The sequence below is a fragment of the Nocardia sp. NPDC056564 genome (assembly GCF_042793755.1).
Classification (GTDB): Bacteria; Actinomycetota; Actinomycetes; order Mycobacteriales; family Mycobacteriaceae; genus Nocardia.
Genome location: NZ_JBHTUR010000013.1, coordinates 123,754 through 143,411, shown reverse-complemented (window position 1 = coordinate 143,411; position 19,658 = coordinate 123,754). Strand labels below are relative to the sequence as shown.

Here is a 19,658-nt window from a genome sequence, read left to right as displayed (position 1 = left end):
CCGCATCATGACTCGCCGCGCCGCGGTGACAGCACGCGACTCGACGAGTCGCGGATGCTCGGTTCAGTCCGGCAGCTGCACAACCCCATCCAGGTAGCGGCGGCAGCGGCCGACGAGCAGCACGCGGTCGCCCGCGAGTTCGCAGCGCAGGCTCCCGCCGCGGCGGGAGAGCTGACGGGCGGTGAGTTCGGTGCGGCCGAATTCGCGGGCCCACAGCGGAACCAGTTGGGCGTGCGCCGATCCGGTGACCGGATCCTCGGGCACCCCGACACCGGGCGCGAAGAAGCGCGAGACGATATCGGCGGATTCGCCGCGCGCGGTGACGATCACACCGCGCGACAGCGGCGGAAACGCGGTGAAGATCGGCTCGGCGTCGCGGACCTCCTGTTCGGTGGCCACCACGATGACCTCGTCGGTGCCGGTGAAGGCGCGCACCGGGCGGACGCCGAGCGCGGCGACCAGCACCAGATCGGGTTCCACCTCGGTGGCGGGCACGGCGGGCAGATCGAGCACGAATTCGTCGTCGTCGGTACGGTCCACGTGCAGCCAGCCGCTGCGGGTGAAGAAGCTCACCCGATCGGCGCCGGGGTGCATGTCCGCCAAAATCTGTGCGGCACTGGCCACCGTGGCATGCCCGCACATGTCGACCTCGACGGCCGGGGTGAACCAGCGCAGGTGGAACGCGGGCCAGTCACCGGGAGGCGCACCCGCCTCCGGCGGTAATTCCGCGGTGTAGAAGGCGGTTTCGGCGAGGTTGTTCTCCTCGGCCAGGTGTTGCAGCAACGAATCCGGGAGCCACGACGAGAGCGGCATCACCGCGGCCGGGTTGCCCGAGAACGGTGCGTCGGCGAACGCGTCGATCTGGTGCAGCAGTACCTCCATATCCGGAGAAGGTACTCCAACACTGAATGGCCGCTTCGCACAAGGCTTCTCGCGGCGCGCCGGGTCAGATGTCCAGTTTGTCAGGAAACGCCGTTGTTCGGGGTCGGGAACAGTTTTCCTTTCTCGCCGAGCAGCCTCGCACTCACCCACCACGCGACCTCGACGAGCACGATTCCGACAGCGCCGCAAATGAATGCGGCGGTGGTGAGCCCGGCGTCGGACGGATCCAGCTTGAAGAAGTGCCGGGTGAACGGGACGGTGAACAGGAAGATGTACGCGGCCACCGAGGCCCCGATGAGCACCACCTTCCACCACACGTACGGCCTGGCCACGATCGCGAGCACCCACACCGCGATCATGATCAGGGTGATCAGCGCGGTGGTGCCCGCCTGTTCCTTCTGCTGTGCGGTCGCGTCCGGGCCCGCGTAGGCGATCAGGTAGGCGACGAAGGTCGCGACGCCGATCACCACGCCGGACGGGACGGCCAAACGCATGACGCGGCGGACGAATCCGCTGCGCGCGCGCTCGTTGTTCGGCGCGAGCGAGAGGATGAACGCCGGGATGCCGATGGTGAACCAGGCGGCGATGGTGACGTGCCTGGGCAGGAACGGATAGCCGATCGGGTCGTAGCCGAAGATCTGCGAGCCGACCCCGGCGATGCCGATCAGGAAGGCGAGCAGCACCGAGTAGACGGTCTTGGTGAGGAACAGATTCGATACCCGCTCGATGTTGCCGATCACCCGGCGGCCCTCGCCCACCACGTATGGCAGCGTCGCGAACTTGTTGTCCAGCAACACGATCTGCGCGACCGCGCGGGTCGCCGGGCTGCCCGCGCCCATCGCGACGCCGATGTCGGCGTCCTTGAGCGCGAGCACGTCGTTCACGCCGTCGCCGGTCATCGCGACGGTGTGGCCACGCGACTGCAAGGCGGCGACCATGGCACGCTTCTGATCCGGACGGACCCGGCCGAAGGTGGTCTCGTGATCGAGCACATCGGCGAGTTCGTCACGGTCCTCGGGCAATTGGCGCGCGTCGACCGCGTGATCACCGCCCTGGAGATCGAGCGAGGCGGCGACCGCGCCCACCGAGACGGCGTTGTCGCCGGAGATCACCTTGATCGAAACATTCTGGCCGGCAAAGTATTCGAGCGTCTCCTTGGCGTCGGGCCGGACCCGCTGCTCGAGCACGACCAGCGCGGCGGGGCGCACGGTGCCCGGCGCGTCCGCGGCGTCGACCGGGCGATCGCTGCGGGCCAGCAGCAGGATGCGCAGGCCGGAGGAGCCGAGTTCCTCTGCGACCCTGGCGTCTTCGGAGTCCGGGTCGAGCAGCACGTCCGGCGCGCCGAGCAGCCAGTCGCCGTGCTCGCCGTAGGAGCAGCCGCTCCACTTCTTGGCCGAGGAGAACGGCGCGACCGCGGTGCGCTGCCAGCCCGGGCCGTCCGGCAGGGCCTCGGCGATGGCCTGCACGCTCGCGTTCGGGCGCGGGTCGTCGGCCGCCAGCGCGGCCAGGGCCTGGCGAACGTCGTTGTCCTCGAACGAATCCAGGACCTTGATATCGGACAGGCGCATGCCGTTCTCGGTGAGCGTGCCGGTCTTGTCCGCGCAGACCACGTCCACCCTGGCCAGGCCCTCGATGGCGGGCAGCTCCTGCACCAGGCATTGCCGCCGCCCCAGCCGCACCACGCCGACCGCGAACGCGACCGAGGTCATCAGCACCAGGCCCTCGGGCACCATCGGCACCAGCGCGGCGACCATGCCGCTCACCGCGGGCCGCCAGGACTCCTTGCTGGAGAACAGCTGGTTGTAGATGCTCAGCAGGCCCGCCGGGATCAGCAGGTAGGTGATCACCTTCAGGATCGTGTCGATGCCGCTGCGCAGCTCCGACTTCACCAGGGTGAACTTGCTCGCCTCGTCGGCCAGCTTGGCCGCGTAGGCGTCCTTGCCCACCTTGGTCGCGCGGTAGCAGCCGCTGCCGGAGACCACGTAGCTGCCCGACATCACCTCCGCGCCGACCTGCTTGTCCATCGGGTCGGCCTCGCCGGTGAGCAGCGACTCGTCGATCTCCAGCAGCGAGGCCTCGGCGACCTCGCCGTCGACCACGATCTGGTCGCCGGGGCCGAGCTCGATCAGGTCGTCGAGGACCACCTCGCGCGGCGCCACCTCGACCGCCTTGCCGTCGCGGCGCACGGTCGGCTTGGTCTGGCTGACGATGGCCAGCTTGTCCAGGGTGCGTTTGGCCCGGACCTCCTGGATGATGCCGATCGCGCTGTTCGCGATGATCAGCAGGCCGAACATGCCGTCGATGATCGAACCGGTGGCCAGCACCAGGATGAAAAGCACGCCGAGCAGGGCGTTGATCCGGGTGAACACGTTCGCCCTGACGATGTCGCGGACCGAGCGGCTGGCTCGGTCCGGCACATCGTTGGTGAGCCCGTCGCGGCGACGTTGCTCGACCTCCGCCGCGGTGAGTCCGGTGGCGCGCGATGCCTGCACGGTTGTCGACATGACCGCAAGGCTACGGGAGAAGTAGCGTCGGAAGCGTGCAGCGGAGCAGGTCTATCCCGGGTGTTGCGTTCGGTACGAGCGCGTTCTTCCTCTGGGGTTTGTTCCCCGCGTTCTTCGGGTTGCTGGCGTTCGCCGGGGCGGCCGAGGTGGTCGCGCAGCGGATCCTGTGGACGTTGCTGGTGGTGCTCGCGGTGCTGCTGGTGTCAGGGCGGCTGCGCGAGCTGCGCGGGATCGGCCCGCGGACCTGGCGGTTGGCGGCGGTGGCCTCGGCGGCGATCGCGCTCAACTGGGGTGTGTACGTCTACGGCGTGATCTCGGGGCACGTGGTGGAGTGCGCGCTGGGGTACTTCATCAACCCGCTCGTCACGGTGGCGTTCGGGGTGTTGATCTTCCGGGAGCGACTGGCCAAGGCGCAGTGGGCGGCGTTGGGGCTCGGCGCCGCGGCGGTGACGGTGCTCACCGTCGACTACGGGCGACCGCCGGTCATCGCGCTGGTGCTGGCCTGCTCGTTCGCCACGTACGGTCTGGTGAAGAAGGTGGTTCCACTGGACGCGCTGCGCGGCATCGCCGCGGAGGGGGTGGTGGCGGCGCCGTTCGCGCTGATCTTCCTGATCGGGCTGGCGGTCACCGGACGTAGTGAATTCGGTTCCAGCGCGGGACATGCCGCGCTGATGCTGGCGACCGGACCGGTCACGCTGATTCCGCTGCTGCTGTTCTCGGTTGCCGCCCAACGGGTTCCACTGTCCACCATGGGGCTGTTGCAGTACCTCACGCCGGCCCTCCAGATGGCCTGGGGCGTCGCGATCGCCCACGAACCCATGCCCGCCTCCCGGTGGGCCGGTTTCGCGCTCATCTGGGCGGCGCTGGCCATCTTCACCGCGCACGCCCTGTTGCGTGCGCGGCGTACCCATCTCGACGCGCGCAGCGCCGAGCCGGCGGGGTCGGAACGCGGGTAGCTCCGCGCGCCGGCTACCAGGCGGTGTTGATGTGCCCCGGGGTCCAGGTGCCCCAGCGCTGGGTCTGATCGACGGTCACCTCGGCCGGTCGCGCGTTGGGGTCGAGGGGCAGGTACTGCTCGATCGAGCCCCAGTCGCGGTCCCAGTCCTTGTCCAGGTATGTGGGCAGAGTCCGTGCGGTGAACAGCATTTGGGTCCAGCCGAGCGGCCCGCCGCCGTCGTGCGCCTGCCACAGGTTGGTGATGGTGGCGCCGTTGCGGTCCGGCAGGATCCGGTAGACCGGCAGGTCGCCGACCCCCGCGTGGGTGGGCACCAGGTTCTGGCAGGGGAAGTGCAGCACGACCTCCCAGTCCAGCAGCACCGGCGTCTTCGAACCGACCACGGCGGTCAGGGTTTTCGTCTGCGGCACGCGCGGCGGCGTCACCGCGAGCCACTGGTCCTTGCCGAGATCCTTGTCGCTGGCCACGATCCGGACGACATTCGCGTCACCGGGCAGCTGGTCGAACGGAACGCGGACGTTGCGCCAGGACGGCGACGGCCCGATGTCGATCGGGTCGACGCTGCCGAGAGTGGTTGCGGTGCCGTCGGATCCGGCGCGGCCGTATTCGACGCGCAGGTCCTGACCGGGATGCACGATGCCGTCGCTGTCCACGTGCCGGATCCGGCCCGCCACCGCGATCGAGACGATCGGGCCGCGACTTCCGTTGCTGTCCTCGGGAAGTCGATACCAGCCGGAGGTCAGCTCGGCGGGCACCTGCGCGCCGTCGTGGTAGCTGCCGAGCACCGGGGTGGTGGCCGGGTCGAGGCCGAACGGCAGCGGGACATTGCTGCCGTTGATCCCGACCCCCGACGTACCCGCCTCGGACCCTGGCGATTTCGATCCGGCCTTCGGATCGGCGGTGTCGTCGGAATCGGCGCTGGCGACGGAATTCGCCTTGCCCGTAGTGGATTCGACCTCATCGGAGGTGAGATCGGTGGCCACGCCGTTCGGGGTGAAGCCGGTCGAGTCGGCACCGGCGAGCGCGGTCGCCGGGTCACCGGACAGCGGCTTCAGCACCGACGCGTTGGGATCGGTTTCGATCAGCACCTTGTCGGCGAGGCCGCAGCCACCGCCGGTGGCCGCGGACAGGTTCGACTGCGCGAGCGAGTACGACGGATACTGCGCCACTGCGGCTTTCGCGAACGACAGCACCTCGAACGCCACCATCGCGGCCGCGACGACGGCCAGCAGGGGCACCCGCGCGAACCGGCCGGGCACCGAGGCCGGCCGCGGCTGGGTCTGCGGCCGGATATGGAACCAGGCGGCGATCGCCAGCGCGAGCACCGAGAGCCCCGCGGCGAAGGTCGACAGGCCGAAGCCGACGAAGGTCGGCGGCTTGTCCCACCACGGGATGCCCCAGGCCGAGACGTACCAGTAGCCGTTGGCGCCGACGAAAGTCAGTGCCATGGCGAAGAATACGGCGGCGGCGAACAGCGCCCGGTTACGCAGCGGGCGCATGACCGCGGGGCTGATCGAGACCGCGGTGAGCGCCGCGACGCAGGCGGCCAGGCCGGCGAAGACGCCGAACTGATGGGTCCACTTGGTCGGCGAGAACATCATCAGCACCATCGCGGCGACGGTGATGCCGACCAGCCTGCGCCCCGGCCCGAGCGCCGTCCCCGGAATGCGCCCGCCCCGGCGCAGCATCGTGACCACGCAGACCGCCAGGCCGAGCAGCAGCATGAACATGCCGAACCGCCTGGTCAGCCAGCCGTCGGCGTTGATCTGCAACAGGTACTGATAGCGCAGGAACTCGAAGAACCAGGACTCGCCGGGGCCGATCCGGCCGTGCACATAGAACATTTCGCGGGCGCCCGCCAAGGTCCGATCCGCGAAGACGACGGTCAGCACCACGCCCCCGGCCGCGAGTCCGGGCAACAGCAGCGCGAGGTATCCGGAGTTCTTCGCCCGCTGCACCAGCACCGCGGTCATCGTGCGGGCGCCGGCCGCGAGCGCGCCGAGACAGATCAGGCCCGACGGCGCACAGGTCAGGGTCAGCGCGGCGATGATGATCGCGAACGCGTAGGGCAGCAGCCGCCGGGTGGCGATGGCCCGTTCGACCGAGGCCCAGGTGAGCACCACGCCGAGTGCCACAAAGGGTTCCGCGCGCAGGCCGTTGTCGTAGGGCATCCAGAACGCGAGGAACACCAGCGCACTGGTCCACACCACAATCCGGTTGTCCCGCAACACCACACCGAGCCGGGGCAGGATCTCGCGGCTGATCACCCACCAGGTGAAGACGCCGACCAGCAGGGTGGGCAACCGAACCCAGGGACTCGCCGAGGACACGTGAGTCAGCAACGAGATCATGTCGGTGTACGGGGTGTAGAACGGGCCCTCGTCGACACTGAACCAGCGGTAGTAGTTCGACATGAAGCCGGAACTCTGGGAGGCCCGTGCCATGCCGAGGATGTAGCCGTCGTCGGAGGTGTTGGCGCCGATGAAATGCCACACCAGCAGCGTCGCGAACACGACGTAGTCCGCCGGGCGCAACCGCCACCAGCTGGTCGGCAGGAATCTGCGGGTCCTGCGGCCGTCGAGACTGTCCAAGCGGTACAGCGCGACCAGCGCGACCGCGGTGGCCAGCCCGGCCAGCACCATCGCGGCCAGCTTCAGCAGCGTCGGCGAGGACGAAAACCGGGAATCCACTTGGACATTCACGTGCAGGCCGGACGGCGCGGCGCCGGTCAGCTCGCTGAACACGCCGACCACCTGCGGGCGGATGTCGGAGCCGAACTCCTTGGCCGAATCCGCGAGACCGGACGCGGACACCGTGGTCCGCTCGGTGTTCATCTCGATATCGACCGCACAGCCGGAATCGCGGACCGCGCTCAACGGCGCGGACCACAGCAGCATGTTGCGCGACACCACGTCGACCCGGCCGGCCCGATCCGGCGCGTCGGCGACCACCTTCACCACGAACCCGTAGCGCTCCAGATCGGGCGACTGGCGCGGAATCGTCGACACCACAACGCCGCCGGTGTCCGCGAGCGTGCCGAACGCGGCACACGGGATCTGCGCGGAGAGGCTCATCGGCGCGTAGGTGATCAGCGGCGAGGTCACCGACGTCACCGCGGCCGTCTGCGGCCACGCCACACTGGATTGGTCCTGCTCGACCGGCAGGAACGGGATCGATACCGCGGCGAGGAGCGCGAGCACCCCGCTGACGATGGCCAGCAATCGGAGTCGACCGGAGGCTACGCCACGCTTGCCCGAGTCCTGCTGGTCCGCCTGCTGCGCCGGCGGTTGAGCGGATTCACGCACGGCGTCACTGACAGTCACGACGGTGGATGCTAGCGCGAAATCATCGGATGACACAGAGTCCCAGCTATCAGCGCTCGAATCACTAACTCAGCCTGCGTATTCGGCACCGTGCGGTACCGGACAAATAGGTCGTTGCCGTGGCCGGCTCCCGGGGAGCCGGCCACGACGGACACGATCTAGCCGCAGGCCGTGGAGGTCTGGCCCAGGTTGGTCAGCATGGCGCAGGCCCAGGACTTCTGGATCTTCCACTTGCCGTTGTCCGCGACGAACGGCACGTCGACGATGTTCTCCTGGCCGTTCACGGTGAACTTGGCCTTGGCGTTGACGCTGTCACCGAAGCTGGAGACGTCGGTGACCTCGATCTTCACGTCCGCGCCCTTGGCCGCCTGGGACAGGCGATCCGGCAGCGTCGGGTCGGCCTCGGCACCCTGCACACCGTCGAGCTTCTCCGAGGCCGGAACCGTCGGGTCGAGCGCGCGGCTCAGGGCGGTGTTCAGCTCCGCGACGGTCGGGACCGGCGGCAGGTTCGCGGCGCTCGCCGACGCCGACGCCTTGGCGCTGGTCGTCGTCTTGGCGGCGGGCTTGTCCTTGTCGTCGCTGCCACACGCGGTCATCCCCAGCGCGGCAACCACGGCCAGGCCGGCGATCGCGATGCGTCCAGTCTTACGAAGCTTCAACTGCTCGTCCTTTGCGTTCGAGTAGGTCCGTGTCATGTCCACCAATGGCAGCCTCCACCCGACCGGCGGCGCTGCACGAGCTCCCAGGCTACCGGCACCGAGGACTACCGAGTGGACCCACACGGGACTGACTGATGTCGTCGGCAGCGAACGTAGCCGGTGCGCTCGGCGATGTCGAGCCGTTCGCCCGCGTGCTCACCGGAGACTGTTCAGCGGATCGGCTCTGGTCAGGCTCGGATCGTCGGCGGGGAAGGTGCGCGCGGGACCGGGGCCGGTCGAACGGGTCTCGAATCGCACGGTCACCACGCCGTAGCCGCCGCCCTGCACCCAGCCGTGGCCGAACTCGGCGTGTTCGACGTCCAGGCCGGGATGCCAGAGCGGTCCGGCCTGCGCGCTCGCGAGCGGCGCGGCCACCGGTGCCGCATCCGGCTCGGCCTCGGCCGCGCTCTCCCACTCCTCGGCGATCGGCGCCTGATCCAGTTCGGGAAACAGGGATTCCTGTCGCACCGTGGACAATCCGCCGTAGCCGACGCCGACCAGCCGGATCGGGCCGAGCTCGGTCGGGTCGATCGCCGAGCGCTGGGCGGCGGTGGTCAGCGTGATCAGATCCTCGGTGGCGTAGGGCAGGGTGAAGGAGCGGGTCACGATGCTCATGTCGGACTTGCGCAGCTTGAGCACGACGGTCCGGGCCGCGCGGCCGTCCTTGACCAGGCGGCGATGCGCGGCCGCGGCCATCTTCTCGATGGCGGGGCGCAGCTGGGCCAGGGTGACGATGTCGGTCTCGTAGGTGGTTTCGGCGCTGATCTGTTTGGCCTCGTTGCGTTCGGCGACCGGCCGGTCGTCGATGCCGCGGGCCAGCCGGTGCAGCGCGGCGCCGACGCTGCTGCCCAGGATCGACATGGCCTCGGATTCGGGCAGCGCGGCGAACGCGCCGACCGTCTCGATGCCGAGCGAGCGCAGCTTGTGCTCGGCCACCGGGCCGATCCCCCACAGCTTCCGGACCGGCAGCGCGGCCAGCATCTGCGGCTGCTCGACCGCCGAAACCACCCGTATCCCATCGGGTTTGGCGAGACCGGAGGCGATCTTGGCGAGCTGCTTGCCGGTGCCGGCGCCGACCGAGGCGGTCAGGCCGGTGCGTTCGCGCACGGCCGCGCGCAGGTCTTCGCAGAACTGCTGCACCTGTGCCACGGTCGCGCCGGCCAGTTCGGTGGGCTCGCCGAAGGCCTCGTCGAACGACAGCGTCTCCAGCACCGGGATCCGGCTGCGGAGCGTGTCGAACACCTGCCCGCTCAGCACCCCGTAGACGACACCGCGCGGCGGCACCACCACCGCGGTGACGCCGACCAGCCTGCGCGCCTGATGCATCGGCATGGCCGAACGCGCGCCGTACACCCGCGCCTCATAACTCGCCCCCGCGACCACGCCGCGCCCGCCGGTGCCGCCGACGAGCACCGGTCGCCCGCGCAGGGTGGGCCGGGTCAGCTGCTCGACCGAGGCGAAGAACGCGTCCATATCAATGTGCAGCACCCAGCGCCGGGCGGTGCTCTGCGCGTCGGCACGCACGAGCGCCGGTGCCCCGAGGGATGCGGCGGTCGCGGCGCCGGGCGCACCGGTGCGCACGGGGTCCGGCCCGTCCCCAGATGCGTCGCTCGGCGCGTCGACACTCGGCGGGTCGGCGCGCTCGGGATCCGGCCCGCCGGCGGTCACCGCGCGGCGCGGGTCCGTGCGCAGCGGCGGATGCTGCCCGCTCACCGGGGTTTCGCCGGGGATTTCCTGGGCTCGGATATCCGCGCCCGCCGCACCTCGGCGGTGCGCCGCACGTACTCGCCCAGCCAGGCCGTATCCGCCGGTCGCACCGCAGCCACCCGGTAGTAGTCCTCGGCGCCGGGATACGGTGCCGCCGGCCGGGATTCGTCGGCGCGGCGGGTGGCCACGGCGGTGGGTTCGACGAACAGCCGATCGTCGGCGACCAGCTTGTCGTCGCAGTACCGGCCCCCCTCGCCGAACATCGCCCCGGCCCGCACGTCCAGCGGCTGAAGCTGCTCTCGGATCCCGGCGACGGTGGCCTTGTCTGTACGCACGAACCGAAATCTACGCCCGGCCACCGACAGATCCCGGCAGGTCCCGACGCTGGGCGGTGCCTGCGCACTAGCTGTTGATTTCCTGTAGAGATCAACAGTCGGCGCCCGCCCGCCCTCGGCCCGGCCGCGAGCGGTCGACCGGCCTACGACCTGGGCAGATATCGCCCGCGCCGGCGCACTACACGGTGTCGGTAAACAGCTGACGAAGCACGGGGACCGGCCTTACCGCCCAGCTTCGTATGTGATGATCGGACCTATGAAGATCCGCAAGGCCGTGATCCCGGCCGCCGGTATCGGTTCCCGGCTCCTCCCGCTGACCAAGGCCATCCCGAAGGAGATGCTGCCGGTCGGCGACAAGCCGGTCATCGAACACACCGTCCGCGAACTGGTCGCGTCGGGCATCACCGACATCACCATCGTGGTCAGCAGCGGAAAATCGTTGATCCAGGACCACTTCCGGCCCAACCCGGCCCTGGTGGCGCAGCTACGCGCGGACGGGAAGACGGCCTACGCCGACGCGGTCGAGGAGGTCGGCGACCTGTCCCGGCTCGGCCACATCACCTACCTCGACCAGCACGGCCCGTACGGCAACGGCACCCCGGTGCTGAACGCGGCCCGCAATCTGGGCGACGAGCCGATGCTGGTGCTGTGGCCCGACGACGTGTTCGTCGCCGAGGTGCCGCGCGCGCAGCAGCTGATCGACGCCTACGAGGCGACCGGCGCCCCGGTGCTCGCGCTGATGCCGATGGACCCGGCCGAGTCGCAGCGCTACGGCGTGCCGGTGGTCGCCGACGACCAGGGCAACGGCCTGCTGCGGATCACCGGCCTGCGGGAGAAGCCCAAGCCCGAGGACGCGCCGTCGGACTTCGCCGCGATCGGCGGTTACGTGGTCACGCCCGGCATCATCGACGAGCTGCGCAGCCAGACCAGGGCCTGGTACGAGCACCGCTCCGGCGAGGTCTACCTGACCGACGCGATCAACGTGCACGCCGCCGAGAACCCGGTCTTCGGCCAGGTGATCCGCGGCAGCTGGTACGACACCGGCAACCCGGCCGACTACCTGGTCGCCCAGTTCGCCTCGGCGCTGGCCAATCCGACGTACGCCCCGCTGCTGCGCAGCCTGGTCGAGGAGACCCGCTAGAAGCGGCGGATGGCGTAGATGTCGAACTGGCGCAGCGGGCTGAGGCCGACCGGAACGCCCCAGTCGTAGGCGTTGAAGATCTGGCCGAAGCCGGCATAGATGCCGACGTGCGAGCCGTCGGTGTTCAGCACCACCACGTCGCCGGGTGAGAGGGCGAAGAACGGGACGGGTGCGCCTGCCCTGGCCTGTTCCCACGTCGTGCGCGGGATGTTGACCCCGACCTGCCGGAACGCCCACTGGACCAGGCCGGAGCAGTCCCAGGTGAACGGGCCGGTGCCGCCCCACTCGTAGGGCTTTCCGGTCTGCGACACCGCGGCGGCCAGCGCACCTACCCCGTGCGTGCTGGGCAGTGGAATCGCGGCGGAACCGGAGGCGGACAGGGATTCGGCGCTGCCGGTCCCGCTCCCGGTGTCCGACCAGCCGGGTCCGGCCAGGATGAGCGTCGCGGCGGTGGCTAGGAGGAATCCGAAAGCGATGCGACGCAAGGGTTTTCTGTTCACGTGCTCGTCCCTTCCGGCGGCCCGGCGAGCGGGTCGCCATCCGGCGGTCCCGGCGGACGCCCGGGTCGAGCGGCGTCATCCCGGCGGAGCCGCAGTTGCCGCGGCCGACGCGGCGACGCCGGACACAGCGCGTTTCAGGTAGGACAATCCACGAACTCACTGCCGCCCCAGAAGTACCTCTCTGCAACAGCAGCACCAGCTCCGATTCTGCCGCGAGCCTCGGACCTGCAACAATACTTCAGCAAATTTCTAGCATGTGATCTGACTCACATGCCTGACCGACACGCGAAAGGCCCCGCGTGACGCGCCGTCACGCCGCCGATTCGGCGATCGCGGCCCGAACCAGCGCGCGGGCCGCCCAGCACATCGTCTCGGTGGCCGCCTCCGGATCGAGCCCGCTGGTGTCGCGCGTGGACACCAGCGCCTCGACGCCGAACACCAGCACGACGGCATTCACCAGCCGCTCGAACCGCTCGGCCGAGAGCGTGTCCCGCAGCGGCGCCAGCGCGACCCGCGCCATTTCCAGCCGGGTCACCCCGCGCACCGGAACCCGTTCCGCCTCAGGGACATCCACCTGACCGAACCAGCGATCGAGGGTCGCCCGCAGCACGCCGCGCCAGACCACCTCGTCGGCGAACTGGAAGGCGCAGCACTCGCGCACCACCCGCTCGATGCGGTCCTCCACGTCCCCGGGCAGGTCGCTCAGCAGGTCGGGGAAGCCACCGGTGAACCCGGCCTGCCGGGTGGCCAGGTCCGACCACAGCGACTGCGGATTCGGGAAGTACCGATAGGCCGTGGCGGTGGAAACCTTCGCGGCCTCGGCGACCTCGGCGATCGACGGCGAGTGACCGTTGCGGGCGAGCTCGAGCGCGGCGTCGATCAAGGCCTCCCTGGTCCGCATCTTCTGATTCGCCGCTCGACCGCTATTGAGAATCTCGTCTCGCCGTGAGAAAGTCATCTCACCACGATAGCAGAATCTCACTATTCCGGAGGGCGTGCGATGACCAGAGAAGAAATGGACGAGCTGTTCGAGCGGCACTGTGCGGCCGAGGCGGCCAACGATGTCGACGCGATCATGGCGACGCTGGCCGACGAGGTCGAGCACGACGCGGTCGGCGATCCACAGGGGACCCTGCGCGAGCCGGACGCGATCGCCCAGCGCTACCGCGAGCTGTTCGACGCGATCAGCGAGGACAAGATGGAGAGCGTGCACCGGTACTACGGCGCGGACTTCTTCGTCGACGAATCCGTGTGGCATGGCCGGGCGCACGGCATGCTGCTCGGCATGCCCGGCAACAACCGGCAGATCAGCTTCCGCATCCTGCACGTGTGCGAGGTCAGGGACAACAAGATCAGCCGGGAGAACGTCTGGCTGGATACCGCCGCGATCATGCAGCAGCTGATGGCGCCGGCCTGATGGGCGCGTACAAAGCGGCCAAGCGCGGGGTCGCGGCGGAACGTTACGAACGGCGCGATCGGCGACAGGCCGGCGTCGACGCGTATTGGCAACCGTCGCTGGGGAGTTCGGCGACCGGCGGGCAGCCGCAGCCGGGCGCGGTGCGGGGCAGGGGATGACGGCGCGGGCGGGACCGGAACCGGTCCCGCCCGCGCGGTGTCGAACTATCCGGCCTTGGTGACCTCGGCGCGCACTCCCCCGACCAGGTCGGCGGCGTCCGCGCCCGCGGCGCCGAGGGTGAGGCTGGTGGCGAGCACCTCGCCCGCGATCAGGTCGCGGTGGGTCTCGGCCCACCCGGCCCGATCCGCGGGCACCTCGAGCACCACGGTGATCCGGTCGGATACGTCCAGCCCCAACGACTTCCGGGTCTCCTGGAGGTCACGGATGAGGTCGCGGGCCCAGCCCTCGGCCTCCAGTTCCTCGGTCACCACCGAGTTCAGCACCACCAGACCGGCATTGCCGGGCAGCGCAGCGGTGGACTCGGGTTCGGCGGCGACCAGGCGCTGGGTGTATTCCTCGGGGAGCAGGGCGATTCCGGCGGCGGTGACGACGCCGTCGGCGTCCTCGGACCATTCGCCGGCCTTGACCGCCTTGATCACCGTCTGCACCTGCTTGCCGAGGCGCGGACCGGCGGCACGGGCGTTCACCACCAGCTCGAAGCGGCCGTGCACGGCGACGTCGGTGGTCAGGTCCACCTTCTTGACGTTCACCTCGTCGGCGATGATGTCGGCGTACGGCGCCAACCGCTCGGCGTCGGCCGCGGCGATGGTGACCTCGGCCAGCGGCAGCCGCACCCGCAGGTTCTGCGCCTTGCGCAGGCTCAGCACCGTCGAGCAGACCACCCTGGCCTCGTCCATGGCGGCGACCAGCTCCGGATCGGCGGGCAGCTCACCGTCTTTCGGCCAGTCGGTCAGGTGCACCGACTGGCCGCCGGTGAGCCCGCGCCAGATCACCTCGGTGATCAGCGGAAGCAGCGGCGCGGCCAACCGGGTGACCACCTCGAGCACCGTGTGCAGCGTGTCCACCGCATCCGGCTCCTCGCTCCAGAACCGCGAACGCGACCGGCGCACATACCAATTGGTCAGCGCGTCGGCGAACCCGCGCAGCTCATCGCAGGCGCCGGCGATGTCGTAGGTCTCGAACGCCTCGGTCATGCTGTCCCTGGTCTGCGCGAGCTTGGCCAGGATGTAGCGATCGAGCACGTGCGGCGAATCCGTGCGCCAGGTACCGGGTTTCGAGGCGTACAGCTGCAAGAAGGTCCACGCGTTCCACAGCGGCCGCAGCGCATGGCTGACGCCCTCGCGGATGCCGCGCTCGGTGACGATGAGGTTGCCGCCGCGCAGGATCGGCGAGCTCATCAGGAACCAGCGCATCGCGTCCGAGCCGTCCCGGTCGAACACCTCGTTGACGTTCGGATAGTTGCCCTTGGACTTGCTCATCTTCAGCCCGTCGTCGCCGAGCACGATGCCGTGCGCGACAACGGTTTTGAACGCCGGACTGTCGAACAGCGCGGTCGAGAGCACGTGCAGGTTGTAGAACCAGCCGCGGGTCTGCCCGTTGTACTCGACGATGAAGTCGCCGGGGAAGTGACTGTCGAACCACTCGGTGTTCTCGAACGGATAGTGCACCTGGGCGAACGGCATCGAGCCCGACTCGAACCAGCAGTCGAGCACCTCGGGCACCCGGCGCATGGTCGAGTTACCCGTCGGGTCATCGGGATTCGGGCGGGTCAGCTGGTCGATCATCGGCCGGTGCAGATCGGTCGGGCGCACGCCGAAGTCGCGCTCCAGCTCGTCGAGCGAGCCGTAGACGTCGGTGCGCGGGTAGGCCGGATCGTCGGACACCCACACCGGGATCGGGCTGCCCCAGTAGCGGTTACGGCTGATGTTCCAGTCCCGCGCGCCCGCCAGCCACTTGCCGAACTGGCCGTCCTTCATGTGCTCGGGCACCCAGGAGATCTGCTGGTTCAGCTCGACCATCCGGTCGCGGAAGGTGGTGACCGCGACGAACCAGGACGGCACCGCCATGTAGATCAACGGCTGGCCGGAGCGCCAGCTGTGCGGGTAGGAGTGCTCGATCGTCTCGTGCCGCAACAGCTTTCCGGCGGCCTTGAGGTCCTTGATGATCACCGGATTGGCGTCGAACACCATCAGGCCCTCGTACGGCGGCACCATCGAGGTGAACTTGCCGCCCTGATCGAGCGGTTGCACGATCTCGATGCCGTTGGCCGTGGCGACATCCATGTCCTCCTCACCGAATGCCGGTGCGAGGTGCACGATTCCGGTGCCGGAGTCGGTGGTCACGTAGTCGGCGTTCAGCACGCGGTGCGCGCGCGGATGGCCGACGAAGAAGTCGAACGGCGGGTCGTAGGCCAGGTCGGTCAGCGCCGCGCCGTCGTACTCGCCGAGCACCTCCGGCTCTTCGCCGAATTCGCGGGTGTAGTGCGACACGCGTTCGGCGGCCAGCAGATAACGCTTGCCGTCGGCGCCGCGCAGGTGCACGTAGCGCACGTCGGGGTGCACGGCGATGGCCAGGTTGGACGGCAGGGTCCACGGGGTGGTGGTCCAGATCAACGCGTTGGCGCCGTCGAGCGCGTGCAGCGGATGGTCGGCGGGCACGCGCAGCGGCATGTCCACGGTGACCGCCGGATCCTGGCGCATCTTGTACGCGTCGTCGAGCCGGGTTTCCTGATTGGACAACGGCGTCTGCTCGTACCAGCTGTAGGGCAGCACCCGGAAACCCTGGTAGATCAAACCCTTCTCGTGCAGCGACTTGAACGCCCACATCACCGACTCCATGAAGTCGAGATCGAGCGTCTTGTAGTCGTTGTCGAAGTCGACCCAGCGGGCCTGACGCGTCACGTAATCGCGCCATTCACCGGTGTAGCGGAGCACGGAAGATTTAGTGGCCGCGTTGAATTCGGCGAGGCCCATTGCTTCGATCTGTGATTTGTCCGTGATACCGAGCTGTTTTTCCGCCTCGAGTTCCGCGGGCAATCCGTGACAATCCCAGCCGAAACGCCGGTCGACGCGCTTGCCGCGCATCGTCTGGAAACGCGGGACGAGATCTTTGACGTATCCGGTGAGCAAATGTCCGTAATGCGGCAGCCCGTTCGCAAACGGCGGTCCATCGTAGAAGACGAACTCCGCTGCCCCGGAACGGTTTTCGATGCTCGCGCGGAAGGTGTCGGCGGCCGCCCATGCGTCTAGCACGCGGCGTTCCATCTCGGGGAACGTCGCTCCGGCACCGAGGTCGACCCTCGGGTAGCCGCTGTTGCTGGAAGTTTGGTCCGCCATCGCGGATGCGTCTCCTCGTGCCGTTTCCGTTGGCACGGGGACGATGCCGGCGCCGGTGCGCCGAAACCGCGGTACCACCCCGCTTGCCCGGCCAGAGCAGCCGGACCTCTCGTTGAGAGCTGTGACGGGCTCACCCGTTCGGTTCTACTGGGCACCGCCGCACGGGCAGCGGGTGCTGTTCTTCCGAAGGCTCCCCGGTGATGGCCGGATCGACACCATGTTCATGTTTGATTCTAGCCAGTGCGGTCAAACCTGTTTACGGCCCGCCTAGCGTTTCGCGTGGCGGCCCGGCGGCGGCGGAGTCGAATCTTCGTCCGGCTTACCCATAGACAAGGCGCTGACCAGCAGGAGCACCGCACCGAGTACGCACACCAGGATGCAACCCCACGCCCAGATCACCGATCCGGTGGTGAGCGCGGCGACCAGTAGCGCGAAGCCGACGGCGGCAAGAACGAGCGTCAACACGAGCATGGAAACCCCCAACGCATGCCAGGCGGCTCGACGACAGTTCCTCTAATTGTACGAACTGCGGGTGTGTGCTCGGCGTGAGCCGCTTACTTGCCACCCTTGGCGAACGAGGCAGGCTGCAGGTTGTTGGCCGTGTTGGCATCGGCGAACGCCTCGCCACCGTCGACCGGGACCGCCGAGCCGCGGTTCTCCAGCTCCTCGAGCTGCGATTCCAGGTAGGACTTCAGCCGCACCCGGTACTCCCGCTCGAAGGTCTTGAGCTGCTCGATCCGGCTCTCCAGCACGCTGCGCTGCTGGGTGATGGTGGCCATGATCTCGGTGTGCTTGCGCTCGGCGTCGGCCTGCAGGGCGTCGGCCTTTTCCTTGGCCTGGCGCAGCTGGTTGTCCGAACGGGACTGCGCGTCCGAGAGCATCGCGTCGGCCTTCTGGCGCGCGTCGGCGATCATCGCCTCGGAGCGGGTGCGGGCATCGCCGACCAGACGCTCGGAGTTTGCCCGGGCGTTCGAGAGCAGGTTTTCCGCCTCGACCTTCGCGTCACTGGTCAGCCGGTCGGCCATTTCCTGGGCGAGGCTGAGCACCTTGGCGGCCTGCAGGTTCGCATCCGCGCTCGGCGCCTCCTTCGGGGCGGGCGGGGCGGGCATCGGGGCAGGCGGGGCCTGCTGCACCGGCGGCTTGATCGGCTCCGGCGGGGGCGGAGGGGCCTGCTGTACAGGCGGTTTCACGTTGTTCGGGCCGACAGGGCCGCGATTCTTCTTGGCATCGGCCAGTTCCGCGTCGAGCTCGGCGACCCGCTGACGCAGGTCGGCGTTCTCCTCGATCAGACGCGAGAGTTCCTGCTCGACGAGATCCAGGAAGGCGTCGACTTCATCCTCGTTGTAGCCGCGCTTCCCGATCGGCGGTTTGCTGAACGCGACGTTGTGCACATCGGCTGGAGTCAGCGGCATGGAAGGATCCCTTCACGCGTCTTTTGGAGATCTAGCAGATCTAGCAAGCTACTTCACGGCCCATTCTGTCACACCGGGGCTACCGGCTGCCCGAGCCTGCCCACGATCGACATCAAGATGAAGACGATGAAAAGCAGGACCATAATCGACAGATCCAGGCGAATTCCTCCCAGTGACACCGGTGGTATCAACCGCCTCAGGAGTTTCACCGGAGGGTCGGTGATCGTGAAGATCATCTCGAGGATGATGACCACGACACCGGTGGGACGCCAGTCACGAGCGAAGCTTCGGATGAACTCGACGATCACCCGGCTGATCAGCAACAGCCAGAAGATGAACAGTACGAAGTACAGCACCGCGAACAAGGCCACGAGCTCACTCTGCCGCAAAATCCGCTTTGCGCAAAATGACCGCGCCGCACCACCTGCGACCGGTCTGCAACACCCCCCAGATCACGACCTTATTTCTGGTTGTAGAAGCCGGTTTCGGCGATGCGACGGCGTTCTTCGGCTGATACGTCGACGTCGGCCGGTGAGAGGAGGAACACCTTCGTAGCAACCTTGTCGAACGAGCCACGCAGCGCGAACGCGAGTCCGGCGGCGAAGTCGACCAGGCGCTTGGCATCGGCGTTGCTGAGATCGACCAGGTCCATGATCACCGGGTTGCCCTCGCGGAACCGCTCGCCGATGATCCTGGCCTCGCTGTAGTCGCGCGGGCGCAGTGTCGTGATCTTGGACAAGGGGCCTCCGTCCTCGAAGATCCCCGGCCTGCGCGCGGGTGCCGGTTCGGGGCGCACGCGCTCCTCGAGCCGACGCTCCTCGGCGTCGGGATCGACGGCGAGCGCACCGCGGGTGGCACCCCGCAGCGGTGGCAGGCTGCCGCTGCCCCGGAACCGGCCGGAGGACGGCGCGGTCTCGATCCGGGTCGGCCTGCGCGGCGAGTCGTAGCGGTCCTCGCCGTAGGGCTCGTCCGCGTACTCCTCGCGGCGCGAGACCGGGTAGCCGGCCTTGTACGGCGACTTGTAGGCAGGTTCCGGGTAGTCGGCGTCCTCCCGGTCGAAGCCGTCGGCGGCGTAATGGCCGGCGCCGTAACGGTCTTCGGCGTACCGGTCGGCACCGTAGCCGTCCGGGTAGTCACGGGGCCGAGGCCGGCGTGCGACGCGATCGTCGCTCCCCCGCGGGGCGCGATCATCGACATAGTCGTCTTCGTAGTCTTCGAGAGGGACCATGCCGAAGTACGCCTTGAACTTATGCAGCGTGCTCATGACTTGGCCTCGCTGACGCTCGGCGCAGTCATGACCACGATGGTGGCTGCGTCGAGAACTCGCTCGCTGCGCTCGCTCATATTGGTCGACCTTCCTTCGGCCCCGGTGGCGGCCGGGTGTTGAAGTCTTGCTCAGCCCTCGTCTGTCTCAAGCATATGTGTCGAATGTGACTGATGAGGTTTCTT

17 protein-coding genes are annotated in these 19,658 nt (G+C 68.6%); 4 read left to right on the top strand and 13 right to left on the bottom strand.

Annotation, left to right across the window (positions count from 1 at the left end):
- Nucleotides 1-63: 63 nt before the first annotated feature.
- Nucleotides 64-882 (bottom strand): PhzF family phenazine biosynthesis protein, encoded by an 819-nt coding sequence (locus ACFQ9K_RS28865; protein ID WP_378722083.1) that lies wholly within the window; start codon nt 880-882, stop codon nt 64-66.
- An 80-nt stretch (nt 883-962) separates the two neighbouring features.
- Entirely contained in the window at nt 963-3,386 is a 2,424-nt protein-coding gene (locus ACFQ9K_RS28860; RefSeq protein ID WP_378722082.1) for an HAD-IC family P-type ATPase, read from the bottom strand.
- Nucleotides 3,387-3,421: 35 nt separating this feature from the next.
- Between ACFQ9K_RS28860 and rarD the strand changes: the two genes are divergently transcribed.
- Nucleotides 3,422-4,342 (top strand): EamA family transporter RarD, encoded by a 921-nt coding sequence (gene rarD / locus ACFQ9K_RS28855; RefSeq protein ID WP_378722081.1) that lies wholly within the window; start codon nt 3,422-3,424, stop codon nt 4,340-4,342.
- Nucleotides 4,343-4,355: 13 nt separating this feature from the next.
- Here the strand turns inward: rarD and ACFQ9K_RS28850 are convergent, their stop codons facing one another.
- The 4 genes from ACFQ9K_RS28850 to ACFQ9K_RS28835 all read right to left on the bottom strand — a co-directional run bounded on the left by ACFQ9K_RS28850 (nt 4,356) and on the right by ACFQ9K_RS28835 (nt 10,404).
- Nucleotides 4,356-7,664, bottom strand: a complete 3,309-nt coding sequence (locus tag ACFQ9K_RS28850) for an arabinosyltransferase domain-containing protein (protein ID WP_378983828.1) — start codon at nt 7,662-7,664, stop codon at nt 4,356-4,358.
- 158 nt (nt 7,665-7,822) lie between these two features.
- Entirely contained in the window at nt 7,823-8,323 is a 501-nt protein-coding gene (locus tag ACFQ9K_RS28845) for a hypothetical protein (protein ID WP_378722079.1), read from the bottom strand.
- Nucleotides 8,324-8,518: 195 nt separating this feature from the next.
- Nucleotides 8,519-9,835 carry a DNA polymerase IV gene (locus ACFQ9K_RS28840; protein ID WP_378722095.1) on the bottom strand — a complete coding sequence of 439 codons (1,317 nt, stop codon included), beginning with the start codon at nt 9,833-9,835 and terminating at the stop codon, nt 8,519-8,521.
- Between the two features lie 236 nt (nt 9,836-10,071).
- On the bottom strand, nt 10,072-10,404 hold the full coding sequence (locus ACFQ9K_RS28835; protein ID WP_378722078.1) for a transcriptional regulator: 333 nt from the start codon (nt 10,402-10,404) through the stop codon (nt 10,072-10,074).
- A 256-nt stretch (nt 10,405-10,660) separates the two neighbouring features.
- Between ACFQ9K_RS28835 and ACFQ9K_RS28830 the strand changes: the two genes are divergently transcribed.
- Nucleotides 10,661-11,545, top strand: coding sequence for a UTP--glucose-1-phosphate uridylyltransferase (locus tag ACFQ9K_RS28830; protein ID WP_378722077.1), 885 nt, complete (start codon nt 10,661-10,663; stop codon nt 11,543-11,545).
- Here ACFQ9K_RS28830 and ACFQ9K_RS28825 read toward each other — a convergent pair.
- Nucleotides 11,542-12,045, bottom strand: coding sequence for an NlpC/P60 family protein (locus ACFQ9K_RS28825; protein ID WP_378722076.1), 504 nt, complete (start codon nt 12,043-12,045; stop codon nt 11,542-11,544). The two genes, ACFQ9K_RS28830 and ACFQ9K_RS28825, sit on opposite strands and share 4 nt — an antisense overlap.
- Nucleotides 12,046-12,355: 310 nt before the next feature.
- Nucleotides 12,356-13,003 (bottom strand): TetR/AcrR family transcriptional regulator, encoded by a 648-nt coding sequence (locus ACFQ9K_RS28820; RefSeq protein WP_378722075.1) that lies wholly within the window; start codon nt 13,001-13,003, stop codon nt 12,356-12,358.
- Nucleotides 13,004-13,045: 42 nt separating this feature from the next.
- On the opposite strand from ACFQ9K_RS28820, the gene ACFQ9K_RS28815 reads away from it, so the two are divergent.
- Both ACFQ9K_RS28815 and ACFQ9K_RS28810 read left to right on the top strand, forming a co-directional pair.
- On the top strand, nt 13,046-13,462 hold the full coding sequence (locus ACFQ9K_RS28815; RefSeq protein ID WP_378722074.1) for an ester cyclase: 417 nt from the start codon (nt 13,046-13,048) through the stop codon (nt 13,460-13,462).
- Nucleotides 13,462-13,620, top strand: coding sequence for a hypothetical protein (locus ACFQ9K_RS28810; protein WP_378722073.1), 159 nt, complete (start codon nt 13,462-13,464; stop codon nt 13,618-13,620). Before ACFQ9K_RS28815 ends, ACFQ9K_RS28810 begins: the two co-directional genes overlap by 1 nt.
- Nucleotides 13,621-13,665: 45 nt before the next feature.
- Here ACFQ9K_RS28810 and ileS read toward each other — a convergent pair whose 3' ends face one another.
- From ileS to ACFQ9K_RS28785, 5 genes are all read right to left on the bottom strand, one after another.
- The gene (gene ileS / locus ACFQ9K_RS28805) at nt 13,666-16,797 is read right to left on the bottom strand and encodes an isoleucine--tRNA ligase (RefSeq protein WP_378726402.1); all 3,132 of its coding nucleotides are present in this window, start codon (nt 16,795-16,797) and stop codon (nt 13,666-13,668) included.
- Nucleotides 16,798-17,064: 267 nt separating this feature from the next.
- Entirely contained in the window at nt 17,065-17,268 is a 204-nt protein-coding gene (locus tag ACFQ9K_RS28800) for a hypothetical protein (RefSeq protein WP_150406569.1), read from the bottom strand.
- An 83-nt stretch (nt 17,269-17,351) separates the two neighbouring features.
- Nucleotides 17,352-18,209, bottom strand: a complete 858-nt coding sequence (locus ACFQ9K_RS28795; RefSeq protein ID WP_150406568.1) for a DivIVA domain-containing protein — start codon at nt 18,207-18,209, stop codon at nt 17,352-17,354.
- A gap of 68 nt (nt 18,210-18,277) precedes the next feature.
- Nucleotides 18,278-18,580, bottom strand: coding sequence for a YggT family protein (locus tag ACFQ9K_RS28790; RefSeq protein ID WP_150406567.1), 303 nt, complete (start codon nt 18,578-18,580; stop codon nt 18,278-18,280).
- Between the two features lie 89 nt (nt 18,581-18,669).
- Entirely contained in the window at nt 18,670-19,473 is an 804-nt protein-coding gene (locus ACFQ9K_RS28785; protein WP_378726399.1) for a cell division protein SepF, read from the bottom strand.
- Between the last annotated feature and the right edge of the window lie 185 nt (nt 19,474-19,658).

What these genes read in the sequence shown, in the direction of transcription:
- ACFQ9K_RS28810 (WP_378722073.1), top strand. Translation starts at nt 13,462, where the DNA reads ATGGGCGCGTACAAAGCGGCCAAGCGCGGGGTCGCGGCGGAACGTTAC.
- ACFQ9K_RS28800 (WP_150406569.1), bottom strand. Translation starts at nt 17,268, where the DNA reads ATGCTCGTGTTGACGCTCGTTCTTGCCGCCGTCGGCTTCGCGCTACTG.
- ACFQ9K_RS28815 (WP_378722074.1), top strand. Translation starts at nt 13,046, where the DNA reads ATGACCAGAGAAGAAATGGACGAGCTGTTCGAGCGGCACTGTGCGGCC.
- ACFQ9K_RS28840 (WP_378722095.1), bottom strand. Translation starts at nt 9,835, where the DNA reads ATGGACGCGTTCTTCGCCTCGGTCGAGCAGCTGACCCGGCCCACCCTG.
- ACFQ9K_RS28820 (WP_378722075.1), bottom strand. Translation starts at nt 13,003, where the DNA reads ATGACTTTCTCACGGCGAGACGAGATTCTCAATAGCGGTCGAGCGGCG.
- ACFQ9K_RS28795 (WP_150406568.1), bottom strand. Translation starts at nt 18,209, where the DNA reads ATGCCGCTGACTCCAGCCGATGTGCACAACGTCGCGTTCAGCAAACCG.
- ileS (WP_378726402.1), bottom strand. Translation starts at nt 16,797, where the DNA reads ATGGCGGACCAAACTTCCAGCAACAGCGGCTACCCGAGGGTCGACCTC.
- ACFQ9K_RS28865 (WP_378722083.1), bottom strand. Translation starts at nt 882, where the DNA reads ATGGAGGTACTGCTGCACCAGATCGACGCGTTCGCCGACGCACCGTTC.
- ACFQ9K_RS28785 (WP_378726399.1), bottom strand. Translation starts at nt 19,473, where the DNA reads ATGAGCACGCTGCATAAGTTCAAGGCGTACTTCGGCATGGTCCCTCTC.
- ACFQ9K_RS28860 (WP_378722082.1), bottom strand. Translation starts at nt 3,386, where the DNA reads ATGTCGACAACCGTGCAGGCATCGCGCGCCACCGGACTCACCGCGGCG.
- ACFQ9K_RS28830 (WP_378722077.1), top strand. Translation starts at nt 10,661, where the DNA reads ATGAAGATCCGCAAGGCCGTGATCCCGGCCGCCGGTATCGGTTCCCGG.